Genomic DNA, 24,656 nt, shown 5'->3' with positions numbered 1-24,656 from the left:
GAAGATCGAGCTGTCCCCGTTCCCGCGAGCGAAGCGAGTGGGAAGTCGAAAGACGAGCGCCAGCGAGTCTTTCGGAAGTTCAAATCCGGGAGGCGGCACTTCTGTGATTTCAAACCGACGAGTGGAGCGACGCGCTCGGCTCGCTCACGTCACGTCTTGATCGCTTCCTTGACGTGCCCGACCGCGTTGCGGGCGGCGAACGTCGCGACGGGGCGGCCAGTGGGATGGCTGTACAGCGGCCCGAGCGACTCCGGTTCACGGATCGTCCCGGCCGCCGCGGCCCGGACGGCCGTCGTCAGCATATCCGCAGACTCGTCGAGCAGCCGTCGCTTGACGCCTTCCCAGGTGTGTTCGCCGGAGATGTCGACCTGCTTGAGCGCTGCGATGCGTCCGGCGTCGAGATGTTCGGTGATCTGTTGGACGGTGACGCCCGCGGTGTCCTCACCGTTGACGAACTCCCAGAACCCCATCGGCTGGCCGCGATACTCGCGGAGGTCGCCGTGATGATAGCTGAGGACGCCGTGCTCGAACGCCGAGAGTATCGGTCCGACGATGAAGCCGAAGCCGAACCGGATCCCGATGTCCGCGCTCGCACCGACAGCAGCAGCCACGTCCTCCGGTATCTCTTGTTTCCACCCGTCGATGATCTTCGGGTCGACGTGATGGTGTTCGACCGCGTCCATCTCGATGAGATTCGACAGCGGCACCGGGTCGTGGTGCGGAATCGGTCCGGCGACGGTCCTGTTGAGGACGGCGATGGGCGCCCACTCTCGGAGTTTGAGTGCCCGCTTCAGCGTCTCGGCGTACGTCCGCGAACGCTCGTGTTCGTCGTACACGAGCGCTGTCACCTCCGAATTGGTGTTGTCGAGGAGGTGTCTGAGGGCGTTCGCCTGCCACTCACTGATCGTGTCCCCGTCGACGAGGAGACACACCTTCATCCGTTCGTGAGGGCCTGGAGTGGTTCGGTCGCGAGCGACTCCATCGTCCGAATCTGGAGGTCTTCCTCGGGAACCGTCGCGAGGTACTCGAAGTACTCCGAGAGCACGTCCCACTGGTGTTCGTTACTGAGGTCGTAGAGGTGACACCAGAGGTGGAGCGGAACGCCGGTGCGAATCGCACGCTCGGTGCTTCGCTGGAGGTAGTTGAGGTGAATCTTCTTCCTGATTTCGAGGGGAAGCGGACGGAACAGCCGTGGCGTCGCCGACTGTCCCGACGGGAGCGACGACGCCGTCAGCGACGGATACGTCGTACAGTACGTCTCGACGACGTCGTCGACGACGCGGGGATGCCACAGCGGATGTGGCCCGACGGTGAGTTCACGGAAGCGGCGGAGTCGACCGTGTCCGCTCGTCGGAATCGCGTAGCGTGCGACGTTGATGCCGTGGTCCGCGAGGAGGTCGTTCGGTGGGCGCGAGTGGCGCGGCGGGACGATCGAGCGGACGGTGACGCCCAACTCCTCGTGAAGCGCGAGCGACGTGGCGAGTTCCTCGTCGACGACCGGTCGGGGAACCTGCCCGCACAGGACGTGTGAGAACGTGTGCGTGCACAGTTCGTGGCCCACCTCGGTGTCGAGAATAGCCTCCGCGGCGTCGGGCGCGTAGAACAAGGGGTGACGTGAGAAGTCGGTCCCGGGGTCGGCGTCGAACCAGCCATCGGCGTACGGCCCCGGGTGGAAGCCGTCACACTCCTCGAGGAGGAGATGGCCGACGATGTCGAACGTGATGGGCACGCCGCACTGGTCGGCTTTCGCGAGGAGTGTGTCGAGATACTGTCGCTCGGCGACGCCGTCGCGCGACAGGTGCGCGTACGTCCCCTGGTCGTGGACGCCCCACCCCAACTCGACTTCCATACTGATGGTCAGCGTGCCCGCCTCGTCCTGTGGTGCCGTCTCGCCGTTGTGTGCCTGTGACTCGGGGGAGCCGCGTAGCGAACTGAGGTTCAAGTTACCAGTCGTACAGCAAAGTGTCTGATTAGTATACAGTGCATACCGACGTTCAGTGACTGTCGAGCCACGACGCGACGCCCGGGCCACTGGAGTAGTCACCGCGTTCGAGGCGTCTCGGGACAGTACGAACGTACTACTGCACCGTCCAAACAGGAGCGAGATCGACGGATTCGGGATGGATCGCACGAACGCTTATCACGCCAGTCGGGGAAGCATCCGACTCCGATGACGAAACTCGCGATCACGCTTCGGCGTGCGGAAGGCACCTCGTTCGAGGAGTTCAAGACGTACTACCTGTCCGAACACGCGCCGCTCGCGGCCGACCTGCCGGGACTTGAGCGGTACACCGTATCGTTCCCCGCAGACCCGGCGTCGGCGTCGTACGACGCCATCGCGGAACTGCACTTTCCCGACGGCGAGACGATGTCCGAGGCGTTCGAGTCGGAGTTGGGGCGCGAGGTGACGGCCGATGCCGCCGAATTCGCCGATATGGACGCTGCCGAACGTGTCGTCCAAGAAGAACACGTCGTCGTTGAGTGACCTGTGGCAGGCAACTGATCCCGCAAGATCGGCGGATTCACGGGCCAGCGTGGCTGTTCCTTCGGCGTTGCGTGGATCGTTCACACGCAGAGTCCCGACTCGGAAGGGTTATCCGTCGTCCTCCGCTCGGTGGGTGTATGGCGAAAGGGAAGGTCGACTTCTTCAACGACACTGGCGGCTACGGTTTCATCGAGACTGACGACGCGGACGAGGACGTCTTCTTCCACATGGAGGACGTTGGCGGCCCCGACCTCGAAGAGGGTCAGGAGGTCGAGTTCGACATCGAGGAGGCCGAGAAAGGCCCCCGCGCGAAGAACCTGCAGCGCCTGTAAGGTTCCGACGACACGGTCGCAGACCGAACCGCAGTTTTCACCGTTTTTCACACCGACGAGCCGCTGCCCCGTCGATTCCGGCGGGCGGTCGCTCGCGAGCGCCAGCGATGGCTCCCTACACGCCACCGCGTCGCCGCGGCGCTTATTCGCGTCGCCACCGACCCTTCTGCTGTGACTCGGCACCGGAGGCGACACCCGTGACCGCGACGACGCTCCATCGACCCGCACACCGCGAGGCGCTGTGGGAACTGGAGGCGGCGTTCGAGCGAGGCGACCTCGTCACCGTGTTCGGCACCTGTACGGTCGAGTACGACGGTCGGGCGGCCTCGTCGCTCAGCCCCGGCGCGCGACTGGTGGTGTTGAAGCCGGACGGATCGGCGCTCGTCCACACCGACGAGGGACGGACGCCGGTGAACTGGCAGCCACCGGGGTGTGAACACCGCGCGGCCGTCCGCGACGGGCGTCTCCGGATCCGAAGCGTGCGCACCTCGCCCGCGGAGACGCTCGACGTGCGCTTCTCCGAGGTCGAACAGTTCGCCGCCTACGGTGTCACCGGCGGGCGCGACGTCGCGGTGGTCGGCAGCGAGGCCGACCTGAAAGACCGGGTCCTCGCGGACCCCGCGGTCGTCGAACCGGGGTTCGAGCCGTTGGCGACCGAACGCGAGTCGGAGGCCGGCCCAATCGACGTGTTTGGCCGCGACGACGAGGGTCGCCCGGTCGTCGTCGAACTGAAGCGCAGGCGCGTCGGCCCCGACGCGGTGGGGCAACTCGCCCGCTACGTCGCTGCGATCGAACGCGAGGAGCCCGACGGGACGACCGTTCGCGGCGTGTTGCTCGCGCCGTCGGTGACCGACCGCGCTCGTGACCTGTTGGCTCAGGAGGGTCTCGAACACGTCGCTGCCGACCCGCCGAGCGACCCGGTCGACGGGGAGCGATCGTCGACGACAGACACAGAGATGGCCGACGACGACGGGACGTGACCCTCGATGCGCCGGGCGTGGGTGCCGACACACGCCGGGACGGCGAAACGTAGGCTTTAACCACGCCACCGCCGTCGACTCGGACAAGTAACCATGTCTGACAAACCGGCCTCCATGTACCGGAAGATCGACAAGCCGTCGTACACGCGACGGGACTACGTCACCGGTATTCCGGGATCGAAGATCGCACAGCACAACATGGGCGACCTCACCACGGGTCCCGACGACTACCCCGTCCACATCTCGCTGGTCACGGAAGAGGACGTCCAGATCCGTCACGGCTCGCTGGAGTCGGCGCGTCTGTCGGCCAACCGTCACCTCATCCGTGAACTCGGCGAGGGTAACTACAAGATGGTCCTGCGGAAGTTCCCCCACCAGATCCTGCGCGAGAACAAGCAGGCGACCGGTGCGGGTGCAGACCGTGTCTCCGACGGGATGCGCCAGGCGTTCGGCAAGCCCGTCGGCACCGCCGCACGGATGAACGCCGGCGCTACCGTGTTCACGGCCTACGTCGACGTCGACCAGGCCGACGCCGTGAAGGAGGCGTTCCGCCGCGCGTACAACAAGATGTCCCCGCCGTTCCGCATCGTCGTGGAGAAAGGCGAGGACCTGCTCGTCCGGTAATCACCGGCGACCCCGGATCGGCCGGGCTTCTCACCGTTTTCACGCTCACCAGCGACGGCGTCGTCGCCCGCGACGCCGACGCCGCTAACACGTATTCGAGTAAATATCCGGTCGTGGAGCGCTGACAGCGGAAAACTCCGGCAGGCATTTCTCCGACGAGCGAGCATCGTCGCTGTATGACTGACGTACGGGTCGCGGGTGTCGGCCTCACGCCGTTCGGTGCACACGACGGACGGACGGGCAGAGACCTGTTCGCGGAGGCGGCGCTCGCGGCGATAGACGACGCGGGCGTGTCGGGCGACGAGGTCGAGCACCTCAACTACGGGAACTTTATGGGTGCACTCGCGGAGCGACAGGGCCACCAAGCGCCGGTGATGACGGAGGCGGCCGGCCTGCGGTGTTCGGGCACGCGCTACGAGGAGGCGTGCGCGTCTGCAGGTGTCGCGGTTCGGGAGGCAGTTCGGGCCATCCGATCGGGCGAGAACGACGTGATGCTCGCCGGCGGGATGGAGCGGATGACGAACCTCTCGACAGGCGAGGTGACCGAGTCCCTAGCGGTCGCGGCCGACGAACTGTTCGAGGTTCGCGCGGGCGTCACCTTCCCGGGTGCGTACGCGCTGATGGCACGGGCGTACTTCGACGAGTACGGCGGCGACCGCGAGGATCTGGCCCACATCGCGGTGAAGAACCACGCCAACGCCGTGCCCAACGACTACGCGCAGTACCAGCGTGAGATCACGGTCGAACAGGCGCTCGACTCTCCCGAGGTGGCGTCGCCGCTGCACCTGTTCGACGCGTGCCCCATCACCGACGGCGCGAGCGCCCTCGTCCTCGTCTCCGAGGAGTACGCCGAGAAGCACGACCTCGACGCGTCCGTCTCCATCACCGGGACCGGACAGGGCGGCGACCGCGCGGCGTTGCAGGACCGCGCCGATATGGCCCGCACGCCCGCCGCGACCGACGCCGCAGAGGAGGCGTACGCCGACGCCGGCATCACGAGCGACGACGTGGAGGTAGCGGAGGTCCACGACTGCTTCACCATCGCGGAGGTGTTGGCGCTGGAGTCGCTGGGCTTCTTCGACCCCGGTGAGGGTATCGGCGCGGCCCGCCGCGGCGACACCACGCGCGACGGCGACCTCCCGGTGAACCTCTCGGGAGGTCTGAAGGCGAAGGGCCACCCGGTCGGCGCGACCGGCGGCTCTCAGATTGCCGAGATGACGCGACTCCTCCGCGGCGACCACCCCAACAGCGACGCGGTGTCCGACGCACAGATCGGCCTCACCCACAACGCGGGCGGGACGGTCGCGAGTGCGGTCGTCCACGTGTTGGAGGTGGCAGAATGAGCGACGCCGACCCCGACCTCCCGGCGGACACGGGGTACGACGAGTGGGCCGACTCACTCGCCGAGGGCGGCTACTACTTTGAGTGCGAGAACGGCCACGGGTCGCTGCCGCCGCGGCGTGTCTGCCCCGAGTGTGGCGGCCGCGACCTCGACCAGCAGTCGCTCCCCGACACTGGGTCGGTGGCGACGTTCTCCGAGATTCACGTCGCGCCGTCGGGGTTCGGTGTCGACCCGCCGTACGTCACGGCGGTCGTCGACTTCGGCCCGGTTCGACTGACGGGGATCGTTCGCGACCTGTCGGCCGACGAAATCGAGATTGGAACGTCGCTCGTGCCGGACGTAGAAGAGAACTCGGCGACAGGAAAGCGACTGGTCGTGTTCCGCCCGGCGTAACCCGGTCGCTCTCAGTCGCGACGCCGGAACCTCCGGATGGCGCTCAGTCGTCCGACGGCGTTGGCGACGCGGAACCCGTGTTCGGTTCCGACACCTGCGTGACGACTAAGCCGAGTCCGACGACGCCGCCGACGGCCGCGGCCACGAACGGGACCGCGAAGCCGAACGCGACGAGGAAGCCCGACAGCAGCGTCCCGACGGCGACGCCGAGGCCGAAACCCATCGTCAACAGCGAGAGCGTCGATCCAGAGGCACCCTCCTTCGCGAGGTCGCCCGCGAGCGCCAGCGACGGCGCGAACACTGCGGCCACCGCGACGCCCTGGACGAACCGTGCGACGACCATCAGGTACGAGTCGGTGATGAACCCCTGCGCGAGCGTCGCCGGAACGAGGAGGACGAAACCACCGAGGAGAAACGGTCGGCGGCCGTACCGATCGCTCAGCCGTCCGATCGGCAGTTGGAAGAACACGTTCGCGAGGACCGTCGCGCCGAACTGCACCGAGTAGAGGAAACTCCCCTGGTCGAGGCGGGCGTTGATCACGTTCGCCAGCGGCGCGTAGATGGCGATAGACAGCGCCATCACGATGGTCGCCAGTCCCAGCGCGAACACCGGATCGAGGCCGCCGTCCTCGCCGACGACCCGGATCGAGATGTCCTTGCTCGCCGACTCCTCGCTGCGCTCCGGATCGCTGATGAGCACCGTGATCAGCGCGAAACTGATCGCCGCGCCGACGACGGCGACGAGAAACGACGCGTCGAAGCCCGTCACGTCGACGCCCGCGACGACGTACGGCCCGCCCGCGATGACGACGCCAGCGATCAGCGGTCCGACCCCGAAGCCGATCAGTCGGAAGGTGTTGAACAACCCGAAGTTGCCGCCTCGTTCGCCGTCGACCGAGAGTTCGTTCACCAGCGCGACCGTGATCGGGATTGAGAACGCCGCACCGATCCCTTGGAGGCCCCGCATCGCGAGTACGAGGTAGTAGTCGGTGAACACCAGATAGCCCGCACTCCCCGTGGCGACGAGTGCGAGACCGATCAGGAGGAACACCTTCCGCCGGCCCGTTCGGTCCGAGAGCGACCCGGTGAACGGCTGACTGAAACTGTTGAGGAAGCCGAACAGCGAGAGGACAATTGCGATGAGCAACTCGACGGTGACGTCGATCCCAACCCCGAACACGCCGACGGTGGACCCGGTGACCGACGGCATCGTCACCGCCTGACTGCCGATGTACAGCGGGAGGACGACCACGAGAAACGAGTTCGCCAGCGCGCTGACCATCCGCGCGATGGCCAGCGAGAGGATCCTGGCGTCGAGTTGGGACCGGATCGCCATTCACGCTAGCCACGCGGCCCGCCGGTATCAACTCGGGGGCCTCGGAACTTCTGGAGCGCGTTACCGTGCGCGAAGTATATATTCAGACCGCGAGCGGCGTCGACTCCCTGGCGGCGAGGTTACTCGCTCTCTTCTTGTTCGACAGTCACAGACCCGGTCGGGCGGTCACCGCCGATGACGGCGACGAACTGCTCGCCGAACTCGACGTGGGGCAACAGCATCGCGTCGTCGAAGACGACCAACTCACACCCGGCGGCGTCCGCGAGGTCACGGCCCTCCGACAGCGCCGGGAGGTCCGCCTCGCGGCCCCACACGATAGTCGTCGGCACGTCGAGGGCCGCGAGTGCGCTCCCGAGGTCCACGTCGCTGTTCAAGTACCCCGAAATGAACGACGCGGGTGCGAAGCGTGCGCCCGCTTGGTGGGTCGTCCGCCACTCGTAGTCGGGCCAGTCTTCGCCGGCTTTCGCGGGGTCCCAGTAGCCGTGGTCGGCGTTGAAGTAGTCGATGGACGGCTTCGAGGTGAGCAGGCCGAAGACGGCGTCGCCGACGACGGGTGCGCGGACGAGTTCTCGCAGCGCCGTCTTCGGTGGTTCCGGTCCGGCGACGGCGGTCGGGCACACGAGCGTCAGTTCTCCAAGGTCGAGGTCGCTGGCGACGCCGACGACGTACGCACTCGTCAGCGACGAGGCGACGACGTGTGGCGACTCCAACTCCCCGAGGAAGTCGCGCACGAAGTCTTCGTACAGCGCCGCCGAGTAGCGAAGCGGCGGACGGTCGGAGCGCCCGAATCCGGGGAGGTCGGGCGCGACGACGTGGTACTGTTTCGAGAGGCCGGCGAACACCTCGCGCCACTCACCGGCAGAGCCAGCGGCGTTGATGCCGTGGAGGAGGACGAGCGTCTGTGCGTCCTCGTCGCCGGCCTCCGTGTACGCGATATCCATCCCGCGCCAGCGGAACGTGCCCTGCACGCCCTCCAGCGGCGGTTCGAGTTCACCGGCTTTCGTGCGGAGCGCTCGGGTCGCAGCGACTGTCAGCCCCGCACCCAGCGCGGCGTACTTCAGCGTCGACGTGAACTTCGATCTGAGAGTCATACGCCGTGATACGTTCGCGGAGAACTTAGTTCGCGTGCCGACACGTGTCAGCAGGGAACACGGGCGGTCGTCCCTCGTTACAGCGGTTCCTCGCCGTCGATGATCCGGAGGCAGCGCTGTGCCAACGCCGGGACGCGCGTCTCCATCGTCGGGTACAGCGGGTCGTCGCTGTTGCCCTCCAGATACCGCCGGTAGAACATCTCGCCGAGCGCCGCGAGTTTGTACACCGCGAGCGTCCGGTAGAAACGGTCGTCTTGCTCGTCGTAGGTCCGCCCGGTCGCCGCCTCGTAGCGGTCGACCAACTCGCGGCGACTCGGGTACCCCTCCTGTTCCATAAACTGCGAGGTGAGTTCCGGCGTCGCGGGTTCGGGGTCGCCGGGGTCGCGCCAGAACGACAGCATCCAGCCCAGGTCGGTGAGCGGGTCGCCCAGCGCCGCCAACTCCCAGTCGAAGACGGCGACGAGTTCCGGCGGCGTCCCCGGCGCGAACTGCACGTTGTCGAGTTTGTAGTCGCCGTGGACGAGCGTTTGGTCGTGGTCTGCGGGGACGTGCTCTTGGAGCCACTCGGTCACCTCGGCGATTTCGGGGACCGTGCGCTCCTCGCTGGTCACCTCGAACGCCCACTGGAACTGCTTGGCCCAGCGACCGACCTGTCGCTCCGTGAAGCCTTCTGGCCGGCCGAACTCTGCGAGGCCGACCCCCTCGTAGTCGACGCCGTGAATCGCCGCGAGCGTGTCGACCAGTTCCTCGCCGACCTGCTGGCGGTGGTCCGGGACGGCGAACCGCTCCGGCTCAGCCGAGCGGAGGACGTCGCCGTCGACGCGGCCCATCACGTAGAAGTCCGCGCCCAACACGTCGTGGTCGTCGCACGCGAGGACCGTCTCGGGAAGTGGGACCGGCGTCCCCTGAAGCGCGTCCATCACGCGATACTCGCGTAACACGTCGTGGGCCGTCTCTGCGGTCTCACCCGGTGGCGGCCGACGGACGACTAGTTCGCGGCCGCCGTAGGTGACGAACAGCGTCTCGTTGGAGTGCCCCTCCGGGTGTCGGCGCACGTCGAAGTCGTCGGCGGGGCCGAGTTCGGCGGCGAGGTACTCTTGGAGGCGGTCGGGGTTGACGAGGCGGTCGATATAGGCTTCTCCGTCGGCCGTCTCGTCGGTCGACTCGTCGCCGCCGGCGTCGTCGTGGTCGGTCATGCCAGCCGCTTGCACACCCCCGACGAAAAGCGCCGGGGGTACTGTTTTGTCCCGCCCGTCGAAGGCACGGGTATGGAATACGACGACAGCGAGGCGGCGCGAGCGCTCGCCGAACGGACGAGGGAGTTCGTCGACGAGGAGGTCGTCCCCGTCGAACGGGAGGTGCTCGGCGACGGCCCCGTGAGCGACGCGCAACTGGCTTCCCTCCGCGAGTCGGCCCGCGAGTACGACGTGTTCTGCCCGCAGATAGCCGAGGAGTGGGGTGGGATGGGGATGGACTTTCGCGACGTCCTCCCGATGTTCGAGCAGGCGGGACGCTCGCTGTTGGGTGCGGCCGCCTGCCGCGTCGACGCGCCCGACGAGGGGAACATGCACACGCTGGAGATGCTCGGGACGGCCGACCAGAAGGAGCGCTGGCTCCGCCCCCTCGTCGCCGGCGAGATATCTTCGGGCTTCTCGATGACCGAACCGATGCAGGGTGGCGGCTCCGACCCGAAGATGATCGAATCAACCGCCGAGAAGGACGGCGACGAGTGGGTCATCGACGGCCACAAGTGGTGGACGACTGGCGGGACCGAGGCCGACGTCCTCATCGTGATGGCCCGAACCGACACCGACGCTCACCCCTACGAGGGGACGTCGTTGTTCCTCGTCCCCGCGGACACGCCGGGCGTCGAAATCGTCCGTGACATCCCTCACGTCGGCGGGAAGGTGACTGGCGTGGGCCACGCCGAGATCAAGTACGACGGCGTTCGCGTGCCAGAGGAGAACCTCCTCGGCGACCTGAATCGCGGGTTCGCCCACGCCCAACAGCGCCTCGGCCCCGCCCGCCTCACTCACTGTATGCGCTTCGCGGGGATGGCCGAACGGGCGCTCAGCGTGGCGAAAGCCTACACCAGCGAGCGCCAGTCGTTCGGCGGCCCCATCGCCGACAAGCAGGCCGTGCGCCACCGTATCGCCGACTGCGAGACGGATCTGCACGCCGTGCGGACGATGGTGCGCGACGCCGCCGACCGCATCGACGCGGGCGAGGAGGCCCGCGTGCAGGTGTCGATGAGCAAGACGTTCGCCGCCAACGCCGTCCAAGACATCGTCGACGAGTGCCTCCAACTGTGCGGCGGCAACGGCATCGGGAAGGACCTCCCCATCGCGGACTTCTACGAGGCCGTCCGGCAGTTCCGCATCATCGACGGCGCCGACGAGGTCCACCGGCGCGTCATCGCCCGCGACGCCTTCGACGACGTCGACGAGTCGGAACTGGCGAGCGTGACGCGCTACGGCGAGTAATCCCCGTTACGGGCCGAGCGCCCCTCGATTTTTGGAGCCACGCCGTAACCGGACGGTATGGCCGACCCCGGCATCACGCTCGACGCGGATCACGAGACGTGGAGTGACGCGCAAGTGGAGACCACTGTGACCGTCGACGGCCGCGACCTCACGGTAGCGTACTACGAAGCGGGAGCGGACAACGACGGCCCGCCGGTCGTGTTCCTCCACGGCATCCCGACGTGGTCGTTCCTCTGGCGGGGTATCGCGCCGGCGATAGCCGAGGACCGCCACGTCGTCGCGCCAGACCTCCCCGGCTACGGCAACTCCCAGCGGACGGACGACTTCGACCGCTCGGTGCGCGCGCAAACGGCGGTGCTCGCGGATCTGATCGCCGACCGCGGGGTCGACAAGGTCGACCTCGTCGCCCACGACATCGGCGGCGGCGTCGCCCTCCGCTACGCGGCGGCCCGACCCGCGATGGTCCGGAAACTCGTGCTCTCGAACGCCGCGTGCTTCGACTCCTGGCCCGTCGAGTACGTCAACTCCCTCGGCGTGCCAGGCGTCGTCGAGGGGTGGGACGACGCGGAGTTCGAGGAACAACTCGACTTCCTGTTCGCGGAGGGCGCGTACGGAGAGGCGGACCCCGCGTTCGTCGCGGGGATGAAGGCGCCGTGGAAACGCGAGGGCGGGCGGACGGCGCTCGCACGGGCCGCGGTCGCGACGAACACGAACGACACGACGAGCATCGACTACGACGCGATCACCGCCGAGACGCTGTGTCTGTGGGGCGCAGACGACGTGCTTCAGCCAGTCGCGAACGCCGACCGACTCGCCGACGCCGTCGCTGGCGACGTGACAGTGCGGCCGCTGGAGGAGGCGTACCATTGGGTGACTCACGACCGCACCGCGGCGTACCGCGAGAGCGCCCGAGACTTCCTTACGGAGTAGTTCGGGATCGGTCTCGGTGACTGCGATCCGGCGGTACGTCTATAGTGTGTCACTCACACGCACTGGGTATGTCCTTTCAACTGACCGACGAACAGGAGGCGATCCGAGACGTGGTGCGGGAGTTCGGCGAGAACGAGATTCGCCCGGTCGCACGCGAACACGACGAACACCACCGCTATCCCCACGACCTCGTCGAACAGGCCGCCCGATACGACCTGGTCGCGCCGACCATCCCCGAGGAGTACGGCGGCGCGGGGATGGACCTGCTGACGGCGGCGGTCGTCACGGAGGAACTGTGGCGCGCGGACCCCGGCATCGGGAGCGCCATCGGATCCCGTGGGTTCGGCACGTCGATGATCGAGCAGTTCGGCGACGAGTGGATGAAAGAGGAGTGGCTCCCGCCGGTCGCCGCCGGCGACGCCGCGACGTGTTCGTGTATCTCTGAGCCCGCACACGGGTCGGATGTGGCGGGGATCGAGACACGCGCCGAGCAAGACGAGGAGACCGGCGAGTGGGTGCTCAACGGCGACAAGATGTGGATCACGAACGGCACTATCGCGGACGTGGCGGTCGTGATGGCGAAGACCTCCCCCGGCGAACGCCACCGTGGGATCACCGCGTTCCTCATCGAGACGGACCGCGAGGGCTTCTCGCCGACGAAGATCGACAACAAACTCGGCATCCGGGCGTCGGATCTCGCGGAGATCAAACTCGACGACGTGCGCGTGCCCGAGGACCACGTCATCGGTGGAGTCGACCAGGGCTTCTACCAGTTGATGGCCTTTTTCGCGGAGGGGCGCACCTCCGTCGCCGCGCAGGCGGTCGGCGCGGCACAGGGCGCACTCGACGCCGCCCGCGAGTACGCCGAGGAGCGTGAACAAGGCGGCAAACCGATCAGCGAGTACCAGGCCGTCTCGCACAAAGTCGCGGAGATGGCGACCGACGTGGAGGCGGCCCGGTCGCTGACGTACCGCGCGGCCACCGTCGTCGACGAGGGTGGTGACGACCAGCGTGCCGCGAAGTTCGCGTCGATGGCGAAACTGTTCGCCTCCGAACACGCCGTCGAGGTCGCCGACGAGGGGATCCAGGTCCACGGCGGCGCCGGGTTCGTCACCGACCACCCCGCAGAGCGGTTCTATCGCGACGCGCGGATCACGAAAATCTACGAGGGTACCTCCGAGATTCAGAAGAACATCATCGCGGATCAGGTGTTCGGGCGCTGAGCGAGCGACGGCTGTCGCCCGCCGTCGACGTCGCTGACGCGGGGAGCGTCGGCCACCACCGCCGTCCCGCGGTCGTTCGCCCCCGTGATTGATGTTACCCGAGCCGTCAGTCTCTGTCGATGACAGACCGAACGCGACTCACGTCACCGACTCGTTTCCGAGGTACGACTGCCGCCGCGACTGCTGCGACCGCTACACTCGCGGGGTGGTCGGCGTGAGCGACCTCGCCGACCGATTCTCGCTGTCCGGACAGACGGCCGTGATCACCGGCTCTTCGAGTGGGATCGGTCGCGCTATCGCCGAGGAGTTCGCCGCCGACGGCGCGGACGTGGTGGTCTGCTCGCGCGAACAGGAGAACGTCGACCCTGTCGCCGAGGCCATCAACGACGCCGCCGAGGGGAGCGACGACCACGGTCGCTGTCTCGCCGTCGAGTGCGACGTGACCGACCGCGACGCCGTCGACGCCCTGTTCGAGGCGACCGTCGAGGAGTTCGGCGGCGTCGACGTCCTCGTGAACAACGCGGGCGCGTCGTTCATGGCTGGCTTCGACGACATCTCCGAGAACGGCTGGGAGCGGGTCGTCGACATCAACCTCCACGGAACCTACCACTGCACGCAGGCCGCCGGCGAACACCTCGCGGGCGGCGGCGTCGTCGTCAACCTCGCGAGCGTCGCCGGCCAACGCGCCGCTCAGTATATGAGTCACTACGGCGCGGCGAAGGCGGGCGTCATCAACCTCACCGAGACACTCGCGTTGGAGTGGGCCGGCAAGGATGTACGCGTCAACTGCATCGCGCCGGGGTTCGTCGCGACGCCGGGCGTCGAACAGCAGATGGGCGTCTCCGCGGAGGGCATCGACCGCGACGACGTGGACCGCCGCATCGGGACGAGCGAAGAGATAGCCGACGTGGCGCGGTTCCTCGCCAGCGACGCCGCCTCCTACGTCACCGGCGAGACGCTCGTCGCACAGGGCGTACCGCAGGGTGAGGAACTGCCGAGTCAGTAAGCCGGCCGTGACGGGCGACTTCGACCACGCCGACCCGGACCGAGCCGGACGGCTCCACCACCTCGAACTGACGACGGCCGACCTCGACGCCGCCGTGCCGTTCTGGGACTGGCTGCTCGGCGAACTCGGATACGAGCGAAAGAACCGCTGGGACGGCGGCCGTTCGTGGGAGCACGGACCGACGTACGTGGTACTGAAGCGTGCGACGTCCGAAGGGCGGGAGTTCGACCGTGACGCCCCTGGGCTCAACCACCTCGCCTTCCACGCCGCCTCGCGCGAGCAGGTGGACCGGCTGACGGCCGCGGTCCGCGACCGTACCGACGCGTCGCTATTATACGAGGATCGACACCCGTACGCCGGAGGGTACTACGCCCTCTACTGTGAGGCTCCCGAGACCGTGAAAGTGGAAGTGGTCGCGCCGACGGAGTAGGCTCAGATGGCGATGCTCGCGAGGATGAGCGCCGCGAACGCGGTCACAGCGAACACCGCCGCGGTCGCCAAGCCGAGTCTGACACGATCGGCCGTCTCGGTGGTCATACCCGCAGATCACACTCGCCGCTCTTCAACGTTCGTCTCCGAGTATCAAATGTGAAAACAACTACATCGCGTCGCTCGACCCGTCGGGACTCGCGTCGACCACCTCGTAGGAGACGGCCGTCTCGCGGAGGCCGTCAGTGTGCGCGGAGAGGTCGCCCGCGACGGCGACGAGGAGGACGTCGAGGCCACGCATCGCCGCTTCGCTGACGGCGTCGACCGTGCCGAATCGGACGTCCGGTTCTCGGTCGATTCGCCGCACCGCTGCGAGTGCCTCGGTGCCCGTGGCCACGACCAGATCCACGTCGCCCGCGAGCGACGCCAGTGTGTCGTGGTCGATGGCCCCGCTTCCCCCCTCGCGCACGGAGGGGACGACGACGGCGGTCACGGTGCCTAAGTCGTAGTCGACGACGCCCTGGAACTCCGCGACGCCGACGTCGTCACCGTCGTCTGCGTCGGTGACGGCCACTGCGGTCGCGCCACCGTCGTCCGTGTCGAGGGCGTCGTCCGCATCCGTGTCGACGACGGTCGCGTGGAGGACGCCCTCCCGCATCGAGAGGGCGACCCGGTCGCCCTCGGCGATGGTGCCGTCGGCGAGCGCTGTCTCCACCTCGACATCGCCGAGGACGTCGCCGGCGACGTGGTCGAGGTACTCGCGGAGTTCGTCGGTCCGGGAGATGAGCCAGTCGACACCCTCCTTGGTGACGCGATAGCGTCCGCGTCCTTCGCGGTCGACGTAGCCGCCGTCCGCGAGGTCGCCGAGGTGTTCGGAGACGGCCTGCGCGGTGATGCCGATGGCCTCGGCGATTTCGCGTTGGCTCACGGCCGGTTGCCGTTCTGCGATCTCGACGAGGATTCGATAGCGAGTCGCCTCGCCCTTGTGGCGGAGGACGCCCAGATCCGCGCCGTCGCCCGTCCCGTCGTCAGTCACGGTTGATCCTCGGGCGAGCGAACACAAGTACATTTGCACTCAGGGCGACGCGCCACGCGGTCGTCGGCCCTTCGGGACAACTCGGGTTGTGGACTCGCGCGCCTCAGACGCCTTCGAGGAGTCGCTGGAGGTGTTCGGGCGGCACCGCACCGCGGGCCGCGTGGCCGTCGGAGACGAACGTCGGGACGCCGGTGACGCCGCGCTTCTTGGCCTCCTCGAACTGCGACTCCAGTTCAGCGGCAAGCGTCTCGTCGTCGATGGCGTCGTGGACTTCCTCCGCGTCGACGCCGACGGACTCGGCGAGGGCGACGATGACCTCGCGGTCGCCGATGTCGCGGCCCTCCTCCCAGTAGGCGTCGAGGACGGCGTCGTAGAACGCGCGGAACGTCTCGACGTCGTAGGCACCCTTCACGTACAGCGCGACCTGTTGGGCGTCCCACGAGTCGGAGTCGGCGACGTCGTCGAACTCCAACATCGCCTCGGCGTCGTACTCCTCGCGCAGGCGAACGACGTTCTCGCGCACTTGGTCGTAGTAGTCCTCGTCTTTGCCGTCGTCCACGTCGTCTTGAACCTCACCGTCTGGCCCGCGCTTGTGCCCGCGGAGGTCGAAGAACTGCCACTCGGCGTCGACGTCCGGAAGGTCGCGCTGTTCGCGGTCGGCGCGGTACTGGCGGAGTGATGCCCGCCCAAGATAGCAGAACGGACAGACGAAATCCGAGTACACGGTGACCGTCTCCTCGCTGTTCGCGTCGGTGTCGGCGGCGGTGTCGGCGTCGTCGTCAGTGCTCACGTCCCCTCCGTGGACCGCCGCCGCTTAGTCTCCGTCGCTCGCGGTCGATCCGAGCGCACGACCGCGCGGCGTGGGGCCGCGCGACGCCGCGTCGTCACCGGCGGGTTTTTCAGGGGTGCGACACCGATTTCCGGGTATGAATCTCCCCCGCGTCCTCCGCCCATCGGGTCCGAAGCGCCCGTGGCTGGCCGCGCTGCTCGCGCTGGTGGTCACGGGACTGGGCCACGCGTACCTGCGGCGCTGGCTCCGCGGATTCGGGTGGTTCGCAGCCACGTTCGCGGCTATCGTGTTGCTCGTCCCGCCGGAGGTCGTCGAAGCCATCAACACCGGCGGCACCATCGCGAACCCCGTCGACGCGTTACCGCCGGTGTTCGTCGTCGTCGCCAGCGCCGTCGACGCCTACCTGCTCGCACGCGAGACCCAGCGTGACGCGCGGGCTACCCGCGCGGCGACGATGACTGCCGAGGCGGGTGCGACCGACCGCGCGACCGACCGCGCGAGCGACGACGCCGAGCGAGGCGTCGTCGGCGACGTCGCTCCAGACCAACTCAGCGACGAGGCCGACGCGCCGTCGTGTCCCGCCTGCGGGAAGGAACTCGACCCGGACCTCGACTTCTGTCCGTGGTGTACGACGAAGTTGGACCGTGCCGGCCCCAACGGCGACGGCGGCAGCACCGACCAGTAACTGGCGAGCCGATATGTTTTCTGTGCGGCGCGGCCGAACGGGGGTATGGTCGCGGTCGTCGACTCCGTCGTCGTGTTCGTCGTGAGCGCACTCGTCGGCGGGTTCGGTATCTACGTGGGTGCACGCTTCCTCTCGGACGTCCGCGGGTACGACCACGCCGTGTGGACGGCGCTGTTCGGTGCGCTCGCGTGGGTCGTCGCCTCTGTGCTGTTCGGCTGGCTCCCGCTCGTTGGAACGGCGCTCACGTACCTCGTGTACCTCGGCGTCATCAAGGCTCGCTACCGCGGCGGGTGGTTCACCGCCGCCGGCATCGCACTGACCGGGTGGCTCACCGCGTCGCTGGTGCTGGAACTGCTATCGTGGCTCGGCTACGGGGGGTTCTCCGCGCTCGGTATCCCGTTGACGTGATAGTGGCAACGAGTTGACCGCTATACGCCGTCTCTGCGCAAGAAGGCGAAACGGTGAAGCGGTCACACCTATCCAGTATCTTGCGTCGCCGTCGACCTCGTGGGCATTGGGTAGGGGCCTTCTGTCCCAGGGCGGCGGCGGCTACGTATCACCGTGAGCGGCCGCGCTCGGGAGTGCCCGCGGGAGTCCCCACAGACGCCTGACGACGCAGACCCGTCACGTTTTACCCGGCCACCGACCGACGAGCGAGTATGTCGAACGACGTCGGCGGCATCGTGGGCGAGTTCCTCTCGCTGAAGGAGTCGACGGACGCGGACGTGCTCGCGATGCAGTGCGGCGACTTCTACGAGTTTTTCGCCGACGACGCCGAACTGGTCGCAGACGAACTCGACCTCAAGGTGTCACAGAAGTCGAGTCACGGCTCTTCGTATCCGATGGCCGGCGTCCCACTCTCTGAACTGACGCCGTACCTGAAAGCGCTCGTCGAGCGTGGTTACCGCGTCGCCGTCGCAGAGCAGTACGAGACTGACGACGGTCACGCCCGACAGATAGAGCGAGTGGTCTCGCCGGGCACCGTCGTCGACCCCGACGGCGCGGCCGCGCGCTACCTCGCGGCCGTCGAGTACGACGCCAGCGCGAGCGACCCGTGGGGCGTCGCGTTCGCGGAGGTGACGACGGGGCGGTTCCACGCCGCCAGCGTCGCCGACGCCGACGCGGTCCGTGCGGAACTGCACCGCTTCGCGCCGGTCGAACTCCTCCCTGGGCCGGGCGTGCGCGACGACGACGCCCGCCTCGCGAACCTCCGAGAGTCGACCGAGGCTCGCCTCACCCTCCACGAGTCGTCGGCGTTCGCGCCGGGTCGCGCCCGCCACCGCCTCGGCGACCACTTCGGGAAGCAGGCACTCGCGGCGGTCGGCCTCGACGCCGACCCCGCGGTCGCCGCCGCGGGCGCGGTGCTCCACTACGTCGACGAGACGGGTGCGGGCGTGCTCGCGTCGATGACGCGGCTCGGCGGCCTCGACCCCGACGGTCGGGTGGCGCTGGACGCGACGACCCAGCGCAACCTCGAACTCGTCGAGACGATGCAGGGCGAGCGCACGGGCACCCTGCTGGACACCGTCGACCACACCGAGACGGCCGCGGGGACGCGTCTCTTGCGCGAGTGGCTCACCCGCCCGCACCGTGACCGCGCGGAGTTGGAGCGACGGGGCGCGTCGGTCGAAGCGCTGGCGAGCGCTGCCCTCGCGCGCGACCGCCTGCTGGACACGCTCGACGGGACGGCGGACCTCGAACGCCTCGCCGCGCGCGCGACGAGTGGCTCTGCGGACCCGCGCGACCTGGTCGCGGTACGAACCGCGCTGGAGCGGTTGCCGGAACTCGCCGCCGCCATCGAGGGGACGCCGCTTGCCGAGTCGCCGCTGCCGGACGTCCTCGCACGGCCGGACCAGGCGGCCGCCCGTGACCTCCACGACGACCTGTCGGCGGCGCTGGCGGACGACCCGCCAGGCACCGTCGCCGACGGGGGTGTCATCGCCCGCGGCTACGACGACGACCTCGACGAACTGGTGACGGAGTACGAGGAGGCCGTCGAGTGGCTGGACACGCTCGCCGACCGCGAGAAGCGTGAGTACGGGCTCTCGCACGTCACCGTCGATCGCAACAAGACCGACGGCTACTACATCCAAGTCGGGAAGTCGGTGGCCGACCAGGTCCCCGAGCACTACCGCGAGATCAAGACGCTGAAGAACTCCAAGCGGTTCGTCACCGACGAACTCGAAGAGCGCGAGCGAGCGATCCTCCGTCTCGAAGAGCGCCGCGAAGATCTGGAACGTCGGCTGTTCGAGGACGTTCGCGACCGCGTGGCCGAGGACGCCGAACTCCTGCAGGACGTGGGACGGGCGCTCGCGGAGGTGGACGTCCTCGCGGGCCTCGCACACCACGCAGCGACGAACGACTGGACGCGCCCGGAGTTCACTGACGGCGACGAGTTGATCATCGAGGAAGGCCGTCACCCGGTGGTCGAGCAGACGACCGACTTCGTTCCCAACGACCTGCGGATGGACCGCGAGCGTGGCTTCCTCATCGTGACGGGGCCGAACATGAGCGGGAAGTCGACGTACATGCGGCAGTGTGCCCTCGTCAGTCTGCTCGCGCAGACGGGGAGTTTCGTGCCCGCCGAGTCGGCGACGCTCCCCATCGTCGACGGCGTCTACACCCGCGTCGGCGCACTCGACGAACTCGCGCAGGGTCGCTCGACGTTTATGGTCGAGATGCAGGAGTTGTCCAACATCCTCCACTCGGCGACCGAGGAGTCACTCGTCATCCTCGACGAGGTGGGTCGCGGGACGGCCACCTACGACGGCATCTCCATCGCGTGGGCGGCCACCGAGTATCTCCACAACGAAGTTCGCGCGAAGACGCTGTTCGCCACTCACTACCACGAACTGACGGCGCTCGCGGACCACCTCCCACGAGTGGCGAACGTCCACGTCGCAGCAGAAGAGCGCGACGGCGACGTGACGTTCCTCCGCCGGGTGCGCGAGGGGCCGACCGACCGGAGTTACGGCGTCCACGTCGCCGACCTCGCGGGCGTCCCCGGACCGGTCGTCTCGCGTGCCGACGAAGTGCTCGACCGACTGCGCGAGGAGAAAGCCATCGAGGCGCGTGGGTCGGATAGTATGGGCGAGGACGGCGAGACGAGACAGGCCGTCTTCGACCTCTCGGCAGGGCAGTTCACGGCCGGCGACGACACGGAACGTGCCGACTCGGCCACACACGACGGCAACGGGGCGGCAACCGTGAGCGCCGAGCCAGAACAGGCGCTCGACCCAGCCACCGAGACGGTCCTCGAAGCACTGCGCGGGACGGACGTCAACGAGACGCCGCCGGTCGAGTTGATGGCGAAGGTACAGGAGTGGCAAACGCAGTTACAGAACTCGGAGTAATCGGTTCCGGCGCGGTCAGTCGGTGATCCGCACGTCGCCGAAGATGGCCGTCCCGTCGATGACGAGGTCGGGTTCACCCGTGGGGTGCGAGCGCCGCATGTCGCGGACGGTCCCGAACACCGACGTCGACCGGATGAGGACGACGCGGTCGTCGGGGACGACCACCTCAGCGTCACCGAAGATGGCGACGGGTTCGACCGTCGCACGGTCGGGTAACTCGAGGCCGCGGAGGTCGAGACGGGCGTCGTCGAAGACGGCGGTGACGCCGTTCGCGCCGCCACCGACACCGGTGGCGACGACGATGGCGTCAGAGCCGAACGCCGAGCGGCGACCGCGACCGCGGAGGAGCGACGCGCCGAACAGCACGAGCAGGAGCGGCCAGAAGCCGGTCGCCTGCCCGGCGGTCACGACGCCGAGTTCGACGAGGAGCCACCCGCTCCCCACGAGCACGAACGCGCCCGGCCAGAACAGGTGGCGGGCACGCTCGCTGACGAGGCGGTACGCGCCGTAGACGACGAGTGCGCCCGCGAGGAACAACTCGAACCCGTCGACGGCGACGAGGCCGGTGGTGTCGGCGAGGAGGACGAGGCCGAGGACGACGACGATGCCGCCGAGGACGCGACTCGTTCGGGAGGTTCGGGAAGTGGACTCGACGCTGGGTTCGGCCGTCGTCTTGGGAGTGGATTGTGACATGTGAAGGCTCCGAGCGACCCGCCGGTGGACGGGGATACTCACCTAGTAGACGCTCGCTGAGATCATAAAGCACGCCGTGACGAGTGATCGCACCGCCCCCACACTGGGCCGGCCCGACGCCTCGTGGTGACTGTTTGGACGAATTTTGGAGAGAGTTCGCCCGGAGGCAGGCCCCACTCACGTCGGAGTTCGGAAATGGTACTTATGCTGATAGGTGGTCGGTCGAGGTGTAGCAATGACGGACCCACGACGCGGCTCGAACGCGACCGACTCGCTCGCCAACCGACTCTCTCGCCGGAAGTTCTCCGGGGCGCTCGCGGCCGCCGGCGCACTCGGCCTCGCTGGCTGTGCCGGCAACTCCGGTGGCGGATCGACGCCGACCCCGGAAGACGAGATGGACACGCCGATGGAGACGGAGGCGCCGATGGATACCGAGACGGAGACAGAGGAGACGGAGATGGCGCCGCCGAATCCGGACGTCGACGTGCTGAACTACGCACTGACGCTGGAGCACCTGGAGAACGCCTTCTACCGCGAAGGGCTGGAGATGTACTCCGACGACGAACTGATGATGGCAGACTCGCTGTCGTCGTTCAGCGAGACGCTGCGGATGCAAGTGCCGGAGTACCTCGCGGTCGTCGGCGACCACGAGGCGGCTCACGTCGACGCCATCGCCGCGACCATCGAGGACCTCGGCGGCACGCCCGTCGAGGAGGCGGAGTACGACTTCGGCTACTCCACTCCCTCGGAGTTCCTCGCGACCGCCGGGGCGCTGGAGAACACCGGCGTCGCCGCCTACACCGGTGCGGCCGCCGCGATCAAACAGAACGCGGTGCTTGGCGCGGCCGCCGGCATCCAGAGCGTCGAGGCACGCCACGCCTCGTTCCTCAACCTGATCAACGGCGAGGTGCCGTACCCCAACGCCGTCGAGGAGGCGAAGTCGGTCGACGAGATTCTCGAAATCGCCGGACAGTTCATCACCAGCGAGGTGTCCTCGCCCGCGCCGCTCGACGGGGAAGACGAACCGATGGCCGACCGGAAGGCCGACAACGACGTGAGCGACGTGGACGTGCTGAACTACGCGCTGACGCTGGAACACTTGGAGAACGCCTTCTACCGCGAGGGACTGGAGACGTACTCCGACGACGAACTGATGGACGCGAGCGTCCTCTCCGACTACGGCGAGGAACTGCGGATGAACGTCCCCGACCACCTGCGACTCGCGGGAGAACACGAGGCGGCCCACGTCAGCGCCATCTCGGACACGGTGGAACAGTTGGGCGGCACGCCAGTCGAGGAGGCCGAGTACGACTTCGGCTACACGAACCCCTCTGAGTTCCTCGGCGTCGCGCGGGCGCTGGAGAACACCGGCGTCTCCGCGTACGCGGGGCAGGCGGGTACCGTCACCAACGACGCCGTCTTCGGCGCGGCGGTCGGCATCCACGGCGTCGAGGCGCGCCACGCTGCGTTACTCAACGAGTTGAACGTCGAGTCGCCATTCCCGATGGCCGTCGACGAGCCTCGGACGATGAGCGAGGTGCAGGAGATAGCCAGCCAGTTCATCGTCGAGTAGTATTCGTGTCGACTCGCCGTCTGCTCGACCCGCCCCTCCCCGCCCGACGGGACGCGGTCGCACTGCCGTCGACACTCGCGCTCCCGCTGACACACCCGACCCACACCGCTCCGCCGGGAGGGAGGTAGCCCGTGTCGCTGCCGTGGGGGGAGATCGCCCGCATCGCCGCGGGCGCGAATCTCGTTCTCCTGGCGGCGCTGCTCGTGGTGTGGGGTCGAAACGCCCTCCAGATGCGCTCCTCACACGCGTTCGGACTGAGCACGTTCGCGCTGTTGCTGTTCGGGGAGAACGCTGTCGCGCTGTACTACTACGTCGTCGACCCGACGCTGTCGGCGTGGTTCTCCTCGGCCGTGCCGCCGGTCGCGTGGCGCGCGATGGTGACGCTGCACGTACTGGAGACGGTCGCATTGCTCGCGTTAGTGCGGATCACCTACGACTGACCTCGATCACGCGAGCGGACGCCACAGCCGCCCCGTTTTCAGATGTCGACCGGACAGCCACGAATCTCCGCGCCACGCATCCCGTCGGCCAGCCAGAACAGCGACAGGCCCAGCGGAACCAACGCGATCAAGGTGAACTCCAGCCCCTCGAACGGGAGCAGGAGGACGAGTCCCGAGCCACCGACCAGCGAGAGGACACCGACGAGGACGGCCGACCCGCAGGCGGCACACCCAGCGCCGAGTGCGCCGAGGAACACGCCGAGGACGCTCCCCGCACCGCCCGCGCCGCCCGCGGCGTTGCTCGCGCTGGCTTGGTCTCTGTCGCCGCCGCCGAGAATGCCGTTCTCGCGAAGATGGTACGCGGCGACGGCGACGTTCGCGCCGGTGAGGACGGCGATCAGGACGAGCATGAACCCCGCGAGCGGTTCGAAAGAGGTGCCGACGAACGGGTACTGCTCGACGAGGATGGTCGCCCGCGCATCAAGCGGGAGCGACCCACCGATCACTAAGTCGCGAACGAGCGTGACGTTCTGCGAGAGGACGAACCCCGACAGCGCCACCACCGCGACGACGACCGCGCCGACTGCGTAGGCGGGCACGCCGAGGACGAGTCTGACCGTCCGCGCGACGAGGCGGAGGTCGCCGCGCGAGGAGGGGAGCCGCGGCAGGCCGTACCGCCGCCGGACGCGTGTGAGTCGGTTCGTGTTGCTCATCTGTCGATCACTCGGGTCACAGTTGGAGCGCGGAGGTGATAGTCTCGTAGCTCACGTTGCCCGAGGCGACCGTGACGTACGCGCCGTCGCGGTACAGGTACAACGTCGGCGTCCGACTCGCACCCGCGGCCTCGCCCGCGTCGAGGTCCGCCTGCACCGCGTCGTCGTACGCCTTCGCCTCTGCGTCGGCGACGACGCCCGCGGCGTCGAGGTCGGTGTTCGCAGCCAGGTACGACTCCGTTCGGTCGAGGACGTTGTCGGTGTCGAACTGGCCCTGCGACTCGAAGTAGTGGTCGAACAGGTCCCAGTAGGCGTCGGCGTCGCGGGCGTACGTAGCCTCGAGCGCCTGGACCGCGGGCTTGCCCCACGGGTAGATGATCGGGTACACCCGAGAGACGAAGCGGAGGTCGCCGTCCGCGACCGGGCCGGATTTCAGTCGCGCCCCGGCGTTCTGCTCGAAGTTGCGGCAGGTGGGGCAAGACGGGTCTTCGAAGGCGACGATAGTCGCGCCCGCGTCGGCCGCCCCGAGCGTCGGTTGGTCGGCGAGTCCGGCCGCCGCCGGGTGGGCGTCGATAGGCGTGCCGCCGCCACCCGAATCGCCGCCGGAGTCGCCGCTCCCGGTGCCGCCTGCCCCGCCGAGACAGCCCGCGAGCGTGCCGAGGCCGACGACACCGAGTCCGGCGAGCGTCGACCGTCGAGTGAGGTCCATACGACATACA

26 protein-coding genes are annotated in these 24,656 nt (G+C 68.0%); 16 read left to right on the top strand and 10 right to left on the bottom strand.

The window, feature by feature from the left end:
* Window positions 1-149: 149 nt before the first annotated feature.
* Together P0D77_RS13575 and P0D77_RS13570 are read right to left on the bottom strand one after the other, a co-directional pair.
* Entirely contained in the window at window positions 150-938 is a 789-nt protein-coding gene (locus P0D77_RS13575; protein WP_277553637.1) for a formyltransferase family protein, read from the bottom strand.
* Window positions 935-1,942 (bottom strand): polysaccharide deacetylase family protein, encoded by a 1,008-nt coding sequence (locus P0D77_RS13570; protein WP_277553636.1) that lies wholly within the window; start codon window positions 1,940-1,942, stop codon window positions 935-937. The genes P0D77_RS13575 and P0D77_RS13570 overlap by 4 nt, the downstream gene beginning before the upstream one ends.
* A gap of 228 nt (window positions 1,943-2,170) precedes the next feature.
* Here P0D77_RS13570 and P0D77_RS13565 point away from each other — a divergent pair, with 228 nt between their 5' ends.
* The 6 genes from P0D77_RS13565 (at window position 2,171) to P0D77_RS13540 (ending at window position 6,156) form a co-directional block, all read left to right on the top strand.
* On the top strand, window positions 2,171-2,485 hold the full coding sequence (locus P0D77_RS13565; RefSeq protein WP_277553635.1) for an EthD family reductase: 315 nt from the start codon (window positions 2,171-2,173) through the stop codon (window positions 2,483-2,485).
* 137 nt (window positions 2,486-2,622) lie between these two features.
* On the top strand, window positions 2,623-2,817 hold the full coding sequence (locus P0D77_RS13560; RefSeq protein WP_277553634.1) for a cold-shock protein: 195 nt from the start codon (window positions 2,623-2,625) through the stop codon (window positions 2,815-2,817).
* A gap of 197 nt (window positions 2,818-3,014) precedes the next feature.
* On the top strand, window positions 3,015-3,797 hold the full coding sequence (nucS, locus tag P0D77_RS13555; protein ID WP_277553633.1) for an endonuclease NucS: 783 nt from the start codon (window positions 3,015-3,017) through the stop codon (window positions 3,795-3,797).
* 93 nt (window positions 3,798-3,890) lie between these two features.
* The gene (locus P0D77_RS13550; protein WP_277553632.1) at window positions 3,891-4,421 is read left to right on the top strand and encodes a 50S ribosomal protein L16; all 531 of its coding nucleotides are present in this window, start codon (window positions 3,891-3,893) and stop codon (window positions 4,419-4,421) included.
* Window positions 4,422-4,597: 176 nt separating this feature from the next.
* Window positions 4,598-5,764: a thiolase domain-containing protein gene (locus tag P0D77_RS13545; RefSeq protein ID WP_277553631.1), complete on the top strand. Its 1,167-nt coding sequence runs from the start codon at window positions 4,598-4,600 to the stop codon at window positions 5,762-5,764.
* A complete protein-coding gene (locus tag P0D77_RS13540) occupies window positions 5,761-6,156 on the top strand; it encodes a Zn-ribbon domain-containing OB-fold protein (RefSeq protein WP_277553630.1) in 396 nt (131 codons plus the stop codon). The genes P0D77_RS13545 and P0D77_RS13540 overlap by 4 nt, the downstream gene beginning before the upstream one ends.
* 43 nt (window positions 6,157-6,199) lie before the next feature.
* Here the strand turns inward: P0D77_RS13540 and P0D77_RS13535 are convergent, their stop codons facing one another.
* The 3 genes from P0D77_RS13535 to P0D77_RS13525 all read right to left on the bottom strand — a co-directional run bounded on the left by P0D77_RS13535 (window position 6,200) and on the right by P0D77_RS13525 (window position 9,779).
* Complete coding sequence (locus tag P0D77_RS13535) at window positions 6,200-7,486, bottom strand: MFS transporter (protein ID WP_277555808.1); 1,287 nt, start codon at window positions 7,484-7,486, stop codon at window positions 6,200-6,202.
* Between the two features lie 125 nt (window positions 7,487-7,611).
* On the bottom strand, window positions 7,612-8,583 hold the full coding sequence (locus P0D77_RS13530; RefSeq protein ID WP_277553629.1) for an alpha/beta fold hydrolase: 972 nt from the start codon (window positions 8,581-8,583) through the stop codon (window positions 7,612-7,614).
* A gap of 77 nt (window positions 8,584-8,660) precedes the next feature.
* The gene (locus P0D77_RS13525) at window positions 8,661-9,779 is read right to left on the bottom strand and encodes a phosphotransferase family protein (RefSeq protein ID WP_277553627.1); all 1,119 of its coding nucleotides are present in this window, start codon (window positions 9,777-9,779) and stop codon (window positions 8,661-8,663) included.
* A 72-nt stretch (window positions 9,780-9,851) separates the two neighbouring features.
* On the opposite strand from P0D77_RS13525, the gene P0D77_RS13520 reads away from it, so the two are divergent.
* The 5 genes from P0D77_RS13520 (at window position 9,852) to P0D77_RS13500 (ending at window position 14,655) form a co-directional block, all read left to right on the top strand.
* Window positions 9,852-11,066, top strand: coding sequence for an acyl-CoA dehydrogenase family protein (locus P0D77_RS13520; RefSeq protein WP_277553626.1), 1,215 nt, complete (start codon window positions 9,852-9,854; stop codon window positions 11,064-11,066).
* Window positions 11,067-11,123: 57 nt separating this feature from the next.
* Window positions 11,124-11,996: an alpha/beta fold hydrolase gene (locus P0D77_RS13515; RefSeq protein ID WP_277553625.1), complete on the top strand. Its 873-nt coding sequence runs from the start codon at window positions 11,124-11,126 to the stop codon at window positions 11,994-11,996.
* Window positions 11,997-12,064: 68 nt separating this feature from the next.
* Complete coding sequence (locus tag P0D77_RS13510; protein ID WP_277553624.1) at window positions 12,065-13,219, top strand: acyl-CoA dehydrogenase family protein; 1,155 nt, start codon at window positions 12,065-12,067, stop codon at window positions 13,217-13,219.
* A 214-nt stretch (window positions 13,220-13,433) separates the two neighbouring features.
* The gene (locus P0D77_RS13505) at window positions 13,434-14,225 is read left to right on the top strand and encodes an SDR family NAD(P)-dependent oxidoreductase (protein WP_277553623.1); all 792 of its coding nucleotides are present in this window, start codon (window positions 13,434-13,436) and stop codon (window positions 14,223-14,225) included.
* 7 nt (window positions 14,226-14,232) lie between these two features.
* Window positions 14,233-14,655: a VOC family protein gene (locus P0D77_RS13500; RefSeq protein ID WP_277553621.1), complete on the top strand. Its 423-nt coding sequence runs from the start codon at window positions 14,233-14,235 to the stop codon at window positions 14,653-14,655.
* Between the two features lie 168 nt (window positions 14,656-14,823).
* On the opposite strand, the gene P0D77_RS13495 is transcribed toward P0D77_RS13500, so the two are convergent.
* Window positions 14,824-15,690 (bottom strand): DUF7839 domain-containing protein, encoded by an 867-nt coding sequence (locus tag P0D77_RS13495; protein ID WP_277553620.1) that lies wholly within the window; start codon window positions 15,688-15,690, stop codon window positions 14,824-14,826.
* A gap of 103 nt (window positions 15,691-15,793) precedes the next feature.
* Window positions 15,794-16,480 carry a DsbA family oxidoreductase gene (locus P0D77_RS13490; protein ID WP_277553619.1) on the bottom strand — a complete coding sequence of 229 codons (687 nt, stop codon included), beginning with the start codon at window positions 16,478-16,480 and terminating at the stop codon, window positions 15,794-15,796.
* A 136-nt stretch (window positions 16,481-16,616) separates the two neighbouring features.
* Between P0D77_RS13490 and P0D77_RS13485 the strand changes: the two genes are divergently transcribed.
* From P0D77_RS13485 to mutS, 3 genes are all read left to right on the top strand, one after another.
* Window positions 16,617-17,165, top strand: a complete 549-nt coding sequence (locus tag P0D77_RS13485) for a zinc ribbon domain-containing protein (protein WP_277553618.1) — start codon at window positions 16,617-16,619, stop codon at window positions 17,163-17,165.
* 45 nt (window positions 17,166-17,210) lie between these two features.
* On the top strand, window positions 17,211-17,573 hold the full coding sequence (locus P0D77_RS13480) for a hypothetical protein (RefSeq protein ID WP_277553617.1): 363 nt from the start codon (window positions 17,211-17,213) through the stop codon (window positions 17,571-17,573).
* Between the two features lie 251 nt (window positions 17,574-17,824).
* A complete protein-coding gene (gene mutS / locus P0D77_RS13475; RefSeq protein WP_277553616.1) occupies window positions 17,825-20,518 on the top strand; it encodes a DNA mismatch repair protein MutS in 2,694 nt (897 codons plus the stop codon).
* 15 nt (window positions 20,519-20,533) lie between these two features.
* Here mutS and P0D77_RS13470 read toward each other — a convergent pair whose 3' ends face one another.
* A complete protein-coding gene (locus P0D77_RS13470) occupies window positions 20,534-21,211 on the bottom strand; it encodes a LiaF transmembrane domain-containing protein (RefSeq protein ID WP_277553615.1) in 678 nt (225 codons plus the stop codon).
* A gap of 235 nt (window positions 21,212-21,446) precedes the next feature.
* Here P0D77_RS13470 and P0D77_RS13465 point away from each other — a divergent pair, with 235 nt between their 5' ends.
* Window positions 21,447-22,784 (top strand): ferritin-like domain-containing protein, encoded by a 1,338-nt coding sequence (locus tag P0D77_RS13465; protein WP_277553614.1) that lies wholly within the window; start codon window positions 21,447-21,449, stop codon window positions 22,782-22,784.
* A gap of 131 nt (window positions 22,785-22,915) precedes the next feature.
* Window positions 22,916-23,224 carry a DUF8036 family membrane protein gene (locus P0D77_RS13460; protein WP_277553613.1) on the top strand — a complete coding sequence of 103 codons (309 nt, stop codon included), beginning with the start codon at window positions 22,916-22,918 and terminating at the stop codon, window positions 23,222-23,224.
* A 38-nt stretch (window positions 23,225-23,262) separates the two neighbouring features.
* On the opposite strand, the gene P0D77_RS13455 is transcribed toward P0D77_RS13460, so the two are convergent.
* Window positions 23,263-23,937: a hypothetical protein gene (locus P0D77_RS13455; protein WP_277553612.1), complete on the bottom strand. Its 675-nt coding sequence runs from the start codon at window positions 23,935-23,937 to the stop codon at window positions 23,263-23,265.
* A gap of 16 nt (window positions 23,938-23,953) precedes the next feature.
* Window positions 23,954-24,646: a DsbA family protein gene (locus tag P0D77_RS13450; RefSeq protein WP_277553611.1), complete on the bottom strand. Its 693-nt coding sequence runs from the start codon at window positions 24,644-24,646 to the stop codon at window positions 23,954-23,956.
* Window positions 24,647-24,656 lie beyond the last annotated feature (10 nt).

Origin of the sequence: Halobaculum limi (assembly GCF_029490015.1) — an archaeon.
GTDB lineage: Archaea > Halobacteriota > Halobacteria > Halobacteriales > Haloferacaceae > Halobaculum > Halobaculum limi.
The sequence above is the reverse complement of the archived record's forward strand: the minus strand, read 5'-3'. Positions and strand labels throughout refer to the sequence as shown.

Coding starts and splice junctions, on each gene's coding strand:
- P0D77_RS13465 (WP_277553614.1), top strand. CDS start 21,447: ATGACGGACCCACGACGCGGCTCGAACGCGACCGACTCGCTCGCCAAC.
- P0D77_RS13520 (WP_277553626.1), top strand. CDS start 9,852: ATGGAATACGACGACAGCGAGGCGGCGCGAGCGCTCGCCGAACGGACG.
- P0D77_RS13575 (WP_277553637.1), bottom strand. CDS start 938: ATGAAGGTGTGTCTCCTCGTCGACGGGGACACGATCAGTGAGTGGCAG.
- P0D77_RS13480 (WP_277553617.1), top strand. CDS start 17,211: ATGGTCGCGGTCGTCGACTCCGTCGTCGTGTTCGTCGTGAGCGCACTC.
- P0D77_RS13560 (WP_277553634.1), top strand. CDS start 2,623: ATGGCGAAAGGGAAGGTCGACTTCTTCAACGACACTGGCGGCTACGGT.
- P0D77_RS13565 (WP_277553635.1), top strand. CDS start 2,171: ATGACGAAACTCGCGATCACGCTTCGGCGTGCGGAAGGCACCTCGTTC.
- P0D77_RS13515 (WP_277553625.1), top strand. CDS start 11,124: ATGGCCGACCCCGGCATCACGCTCGACGCGGATCACGAGACGTGGAGT.
- P0D77_RS13485 (WP_277553618.1), top strand. CDS start 16,617: ATGAATCTCCCCCGCGTCCTCCGCCCATCGGGTCCGAAGCGCCCGTGG.
- P0D77_RS13530 (WP_277553629.1), bottom strand. CDS start 8,583: ATGACTCTCAGATCGAAGTTCACGTCGACGCTGAAGTACGCCGCGCTG.
- P0D77_RS13540 (WP_277553630.1), top strand. CDS start 5,761: ATGAGCGACGCCGACCCCGACCTCCCGGCGGACACGGGGTACGACGAG.
- mutS (WP_277553616.1), top strand. CDS start 17,825: ATGTCGAACGACGTCGGCGGCATCGTGGGCGAGTTCCTCTCGCTGAAG.
- P0D77_RS13470 (WP_277553615.1), bottom strand. CDS start 21,211: ATGTCACAATCCACTCCCAAGACGACGGCCGAACCCAGCGTCGAGTCC.
- P0D77_RS13550 (WP_277553632.1), top strand. CDS start 3,891: ATGTCTGACAAACCGGCCTCCATGTACCGGAAGATCGACAAGCCGTCG.
- P0D77_RS13525 (WP_277553627.1), bottom strand. CDS start 9,779: ATGACCGACCACGACGACGCCGGCGGCGACGAGTCGACCGACGAGACG.
- P0D77_RS13545 (WP_277553631.1), top strand. CDS start 4,598: ATGACTGACGTACGGGTCGCGGGTGTCGGCCTCACGCCGTTCGGTGCA.
- P0D77_RS13510 (WP_277553624.1), top strand. CDS start 12,065: ATGTCCTTTCAACTGACCGACGAACAGGAGGCGATCCGAGACGTGGTG.
- P0D77_RS13450 (WP_277553611.1), bottom strand. CDS start 24,646: ATGGACCTCACTCGACGGTCGACGCTCGCCGGACTCGGTGTCGTCGGC.
- P0D77_RS13455 (WP_277553612.1), bottom strand. CDS start 23,937: ATGAGCAACACGAACCGACTCACACGCGTCCGGCGGCGGTACGGCCTG.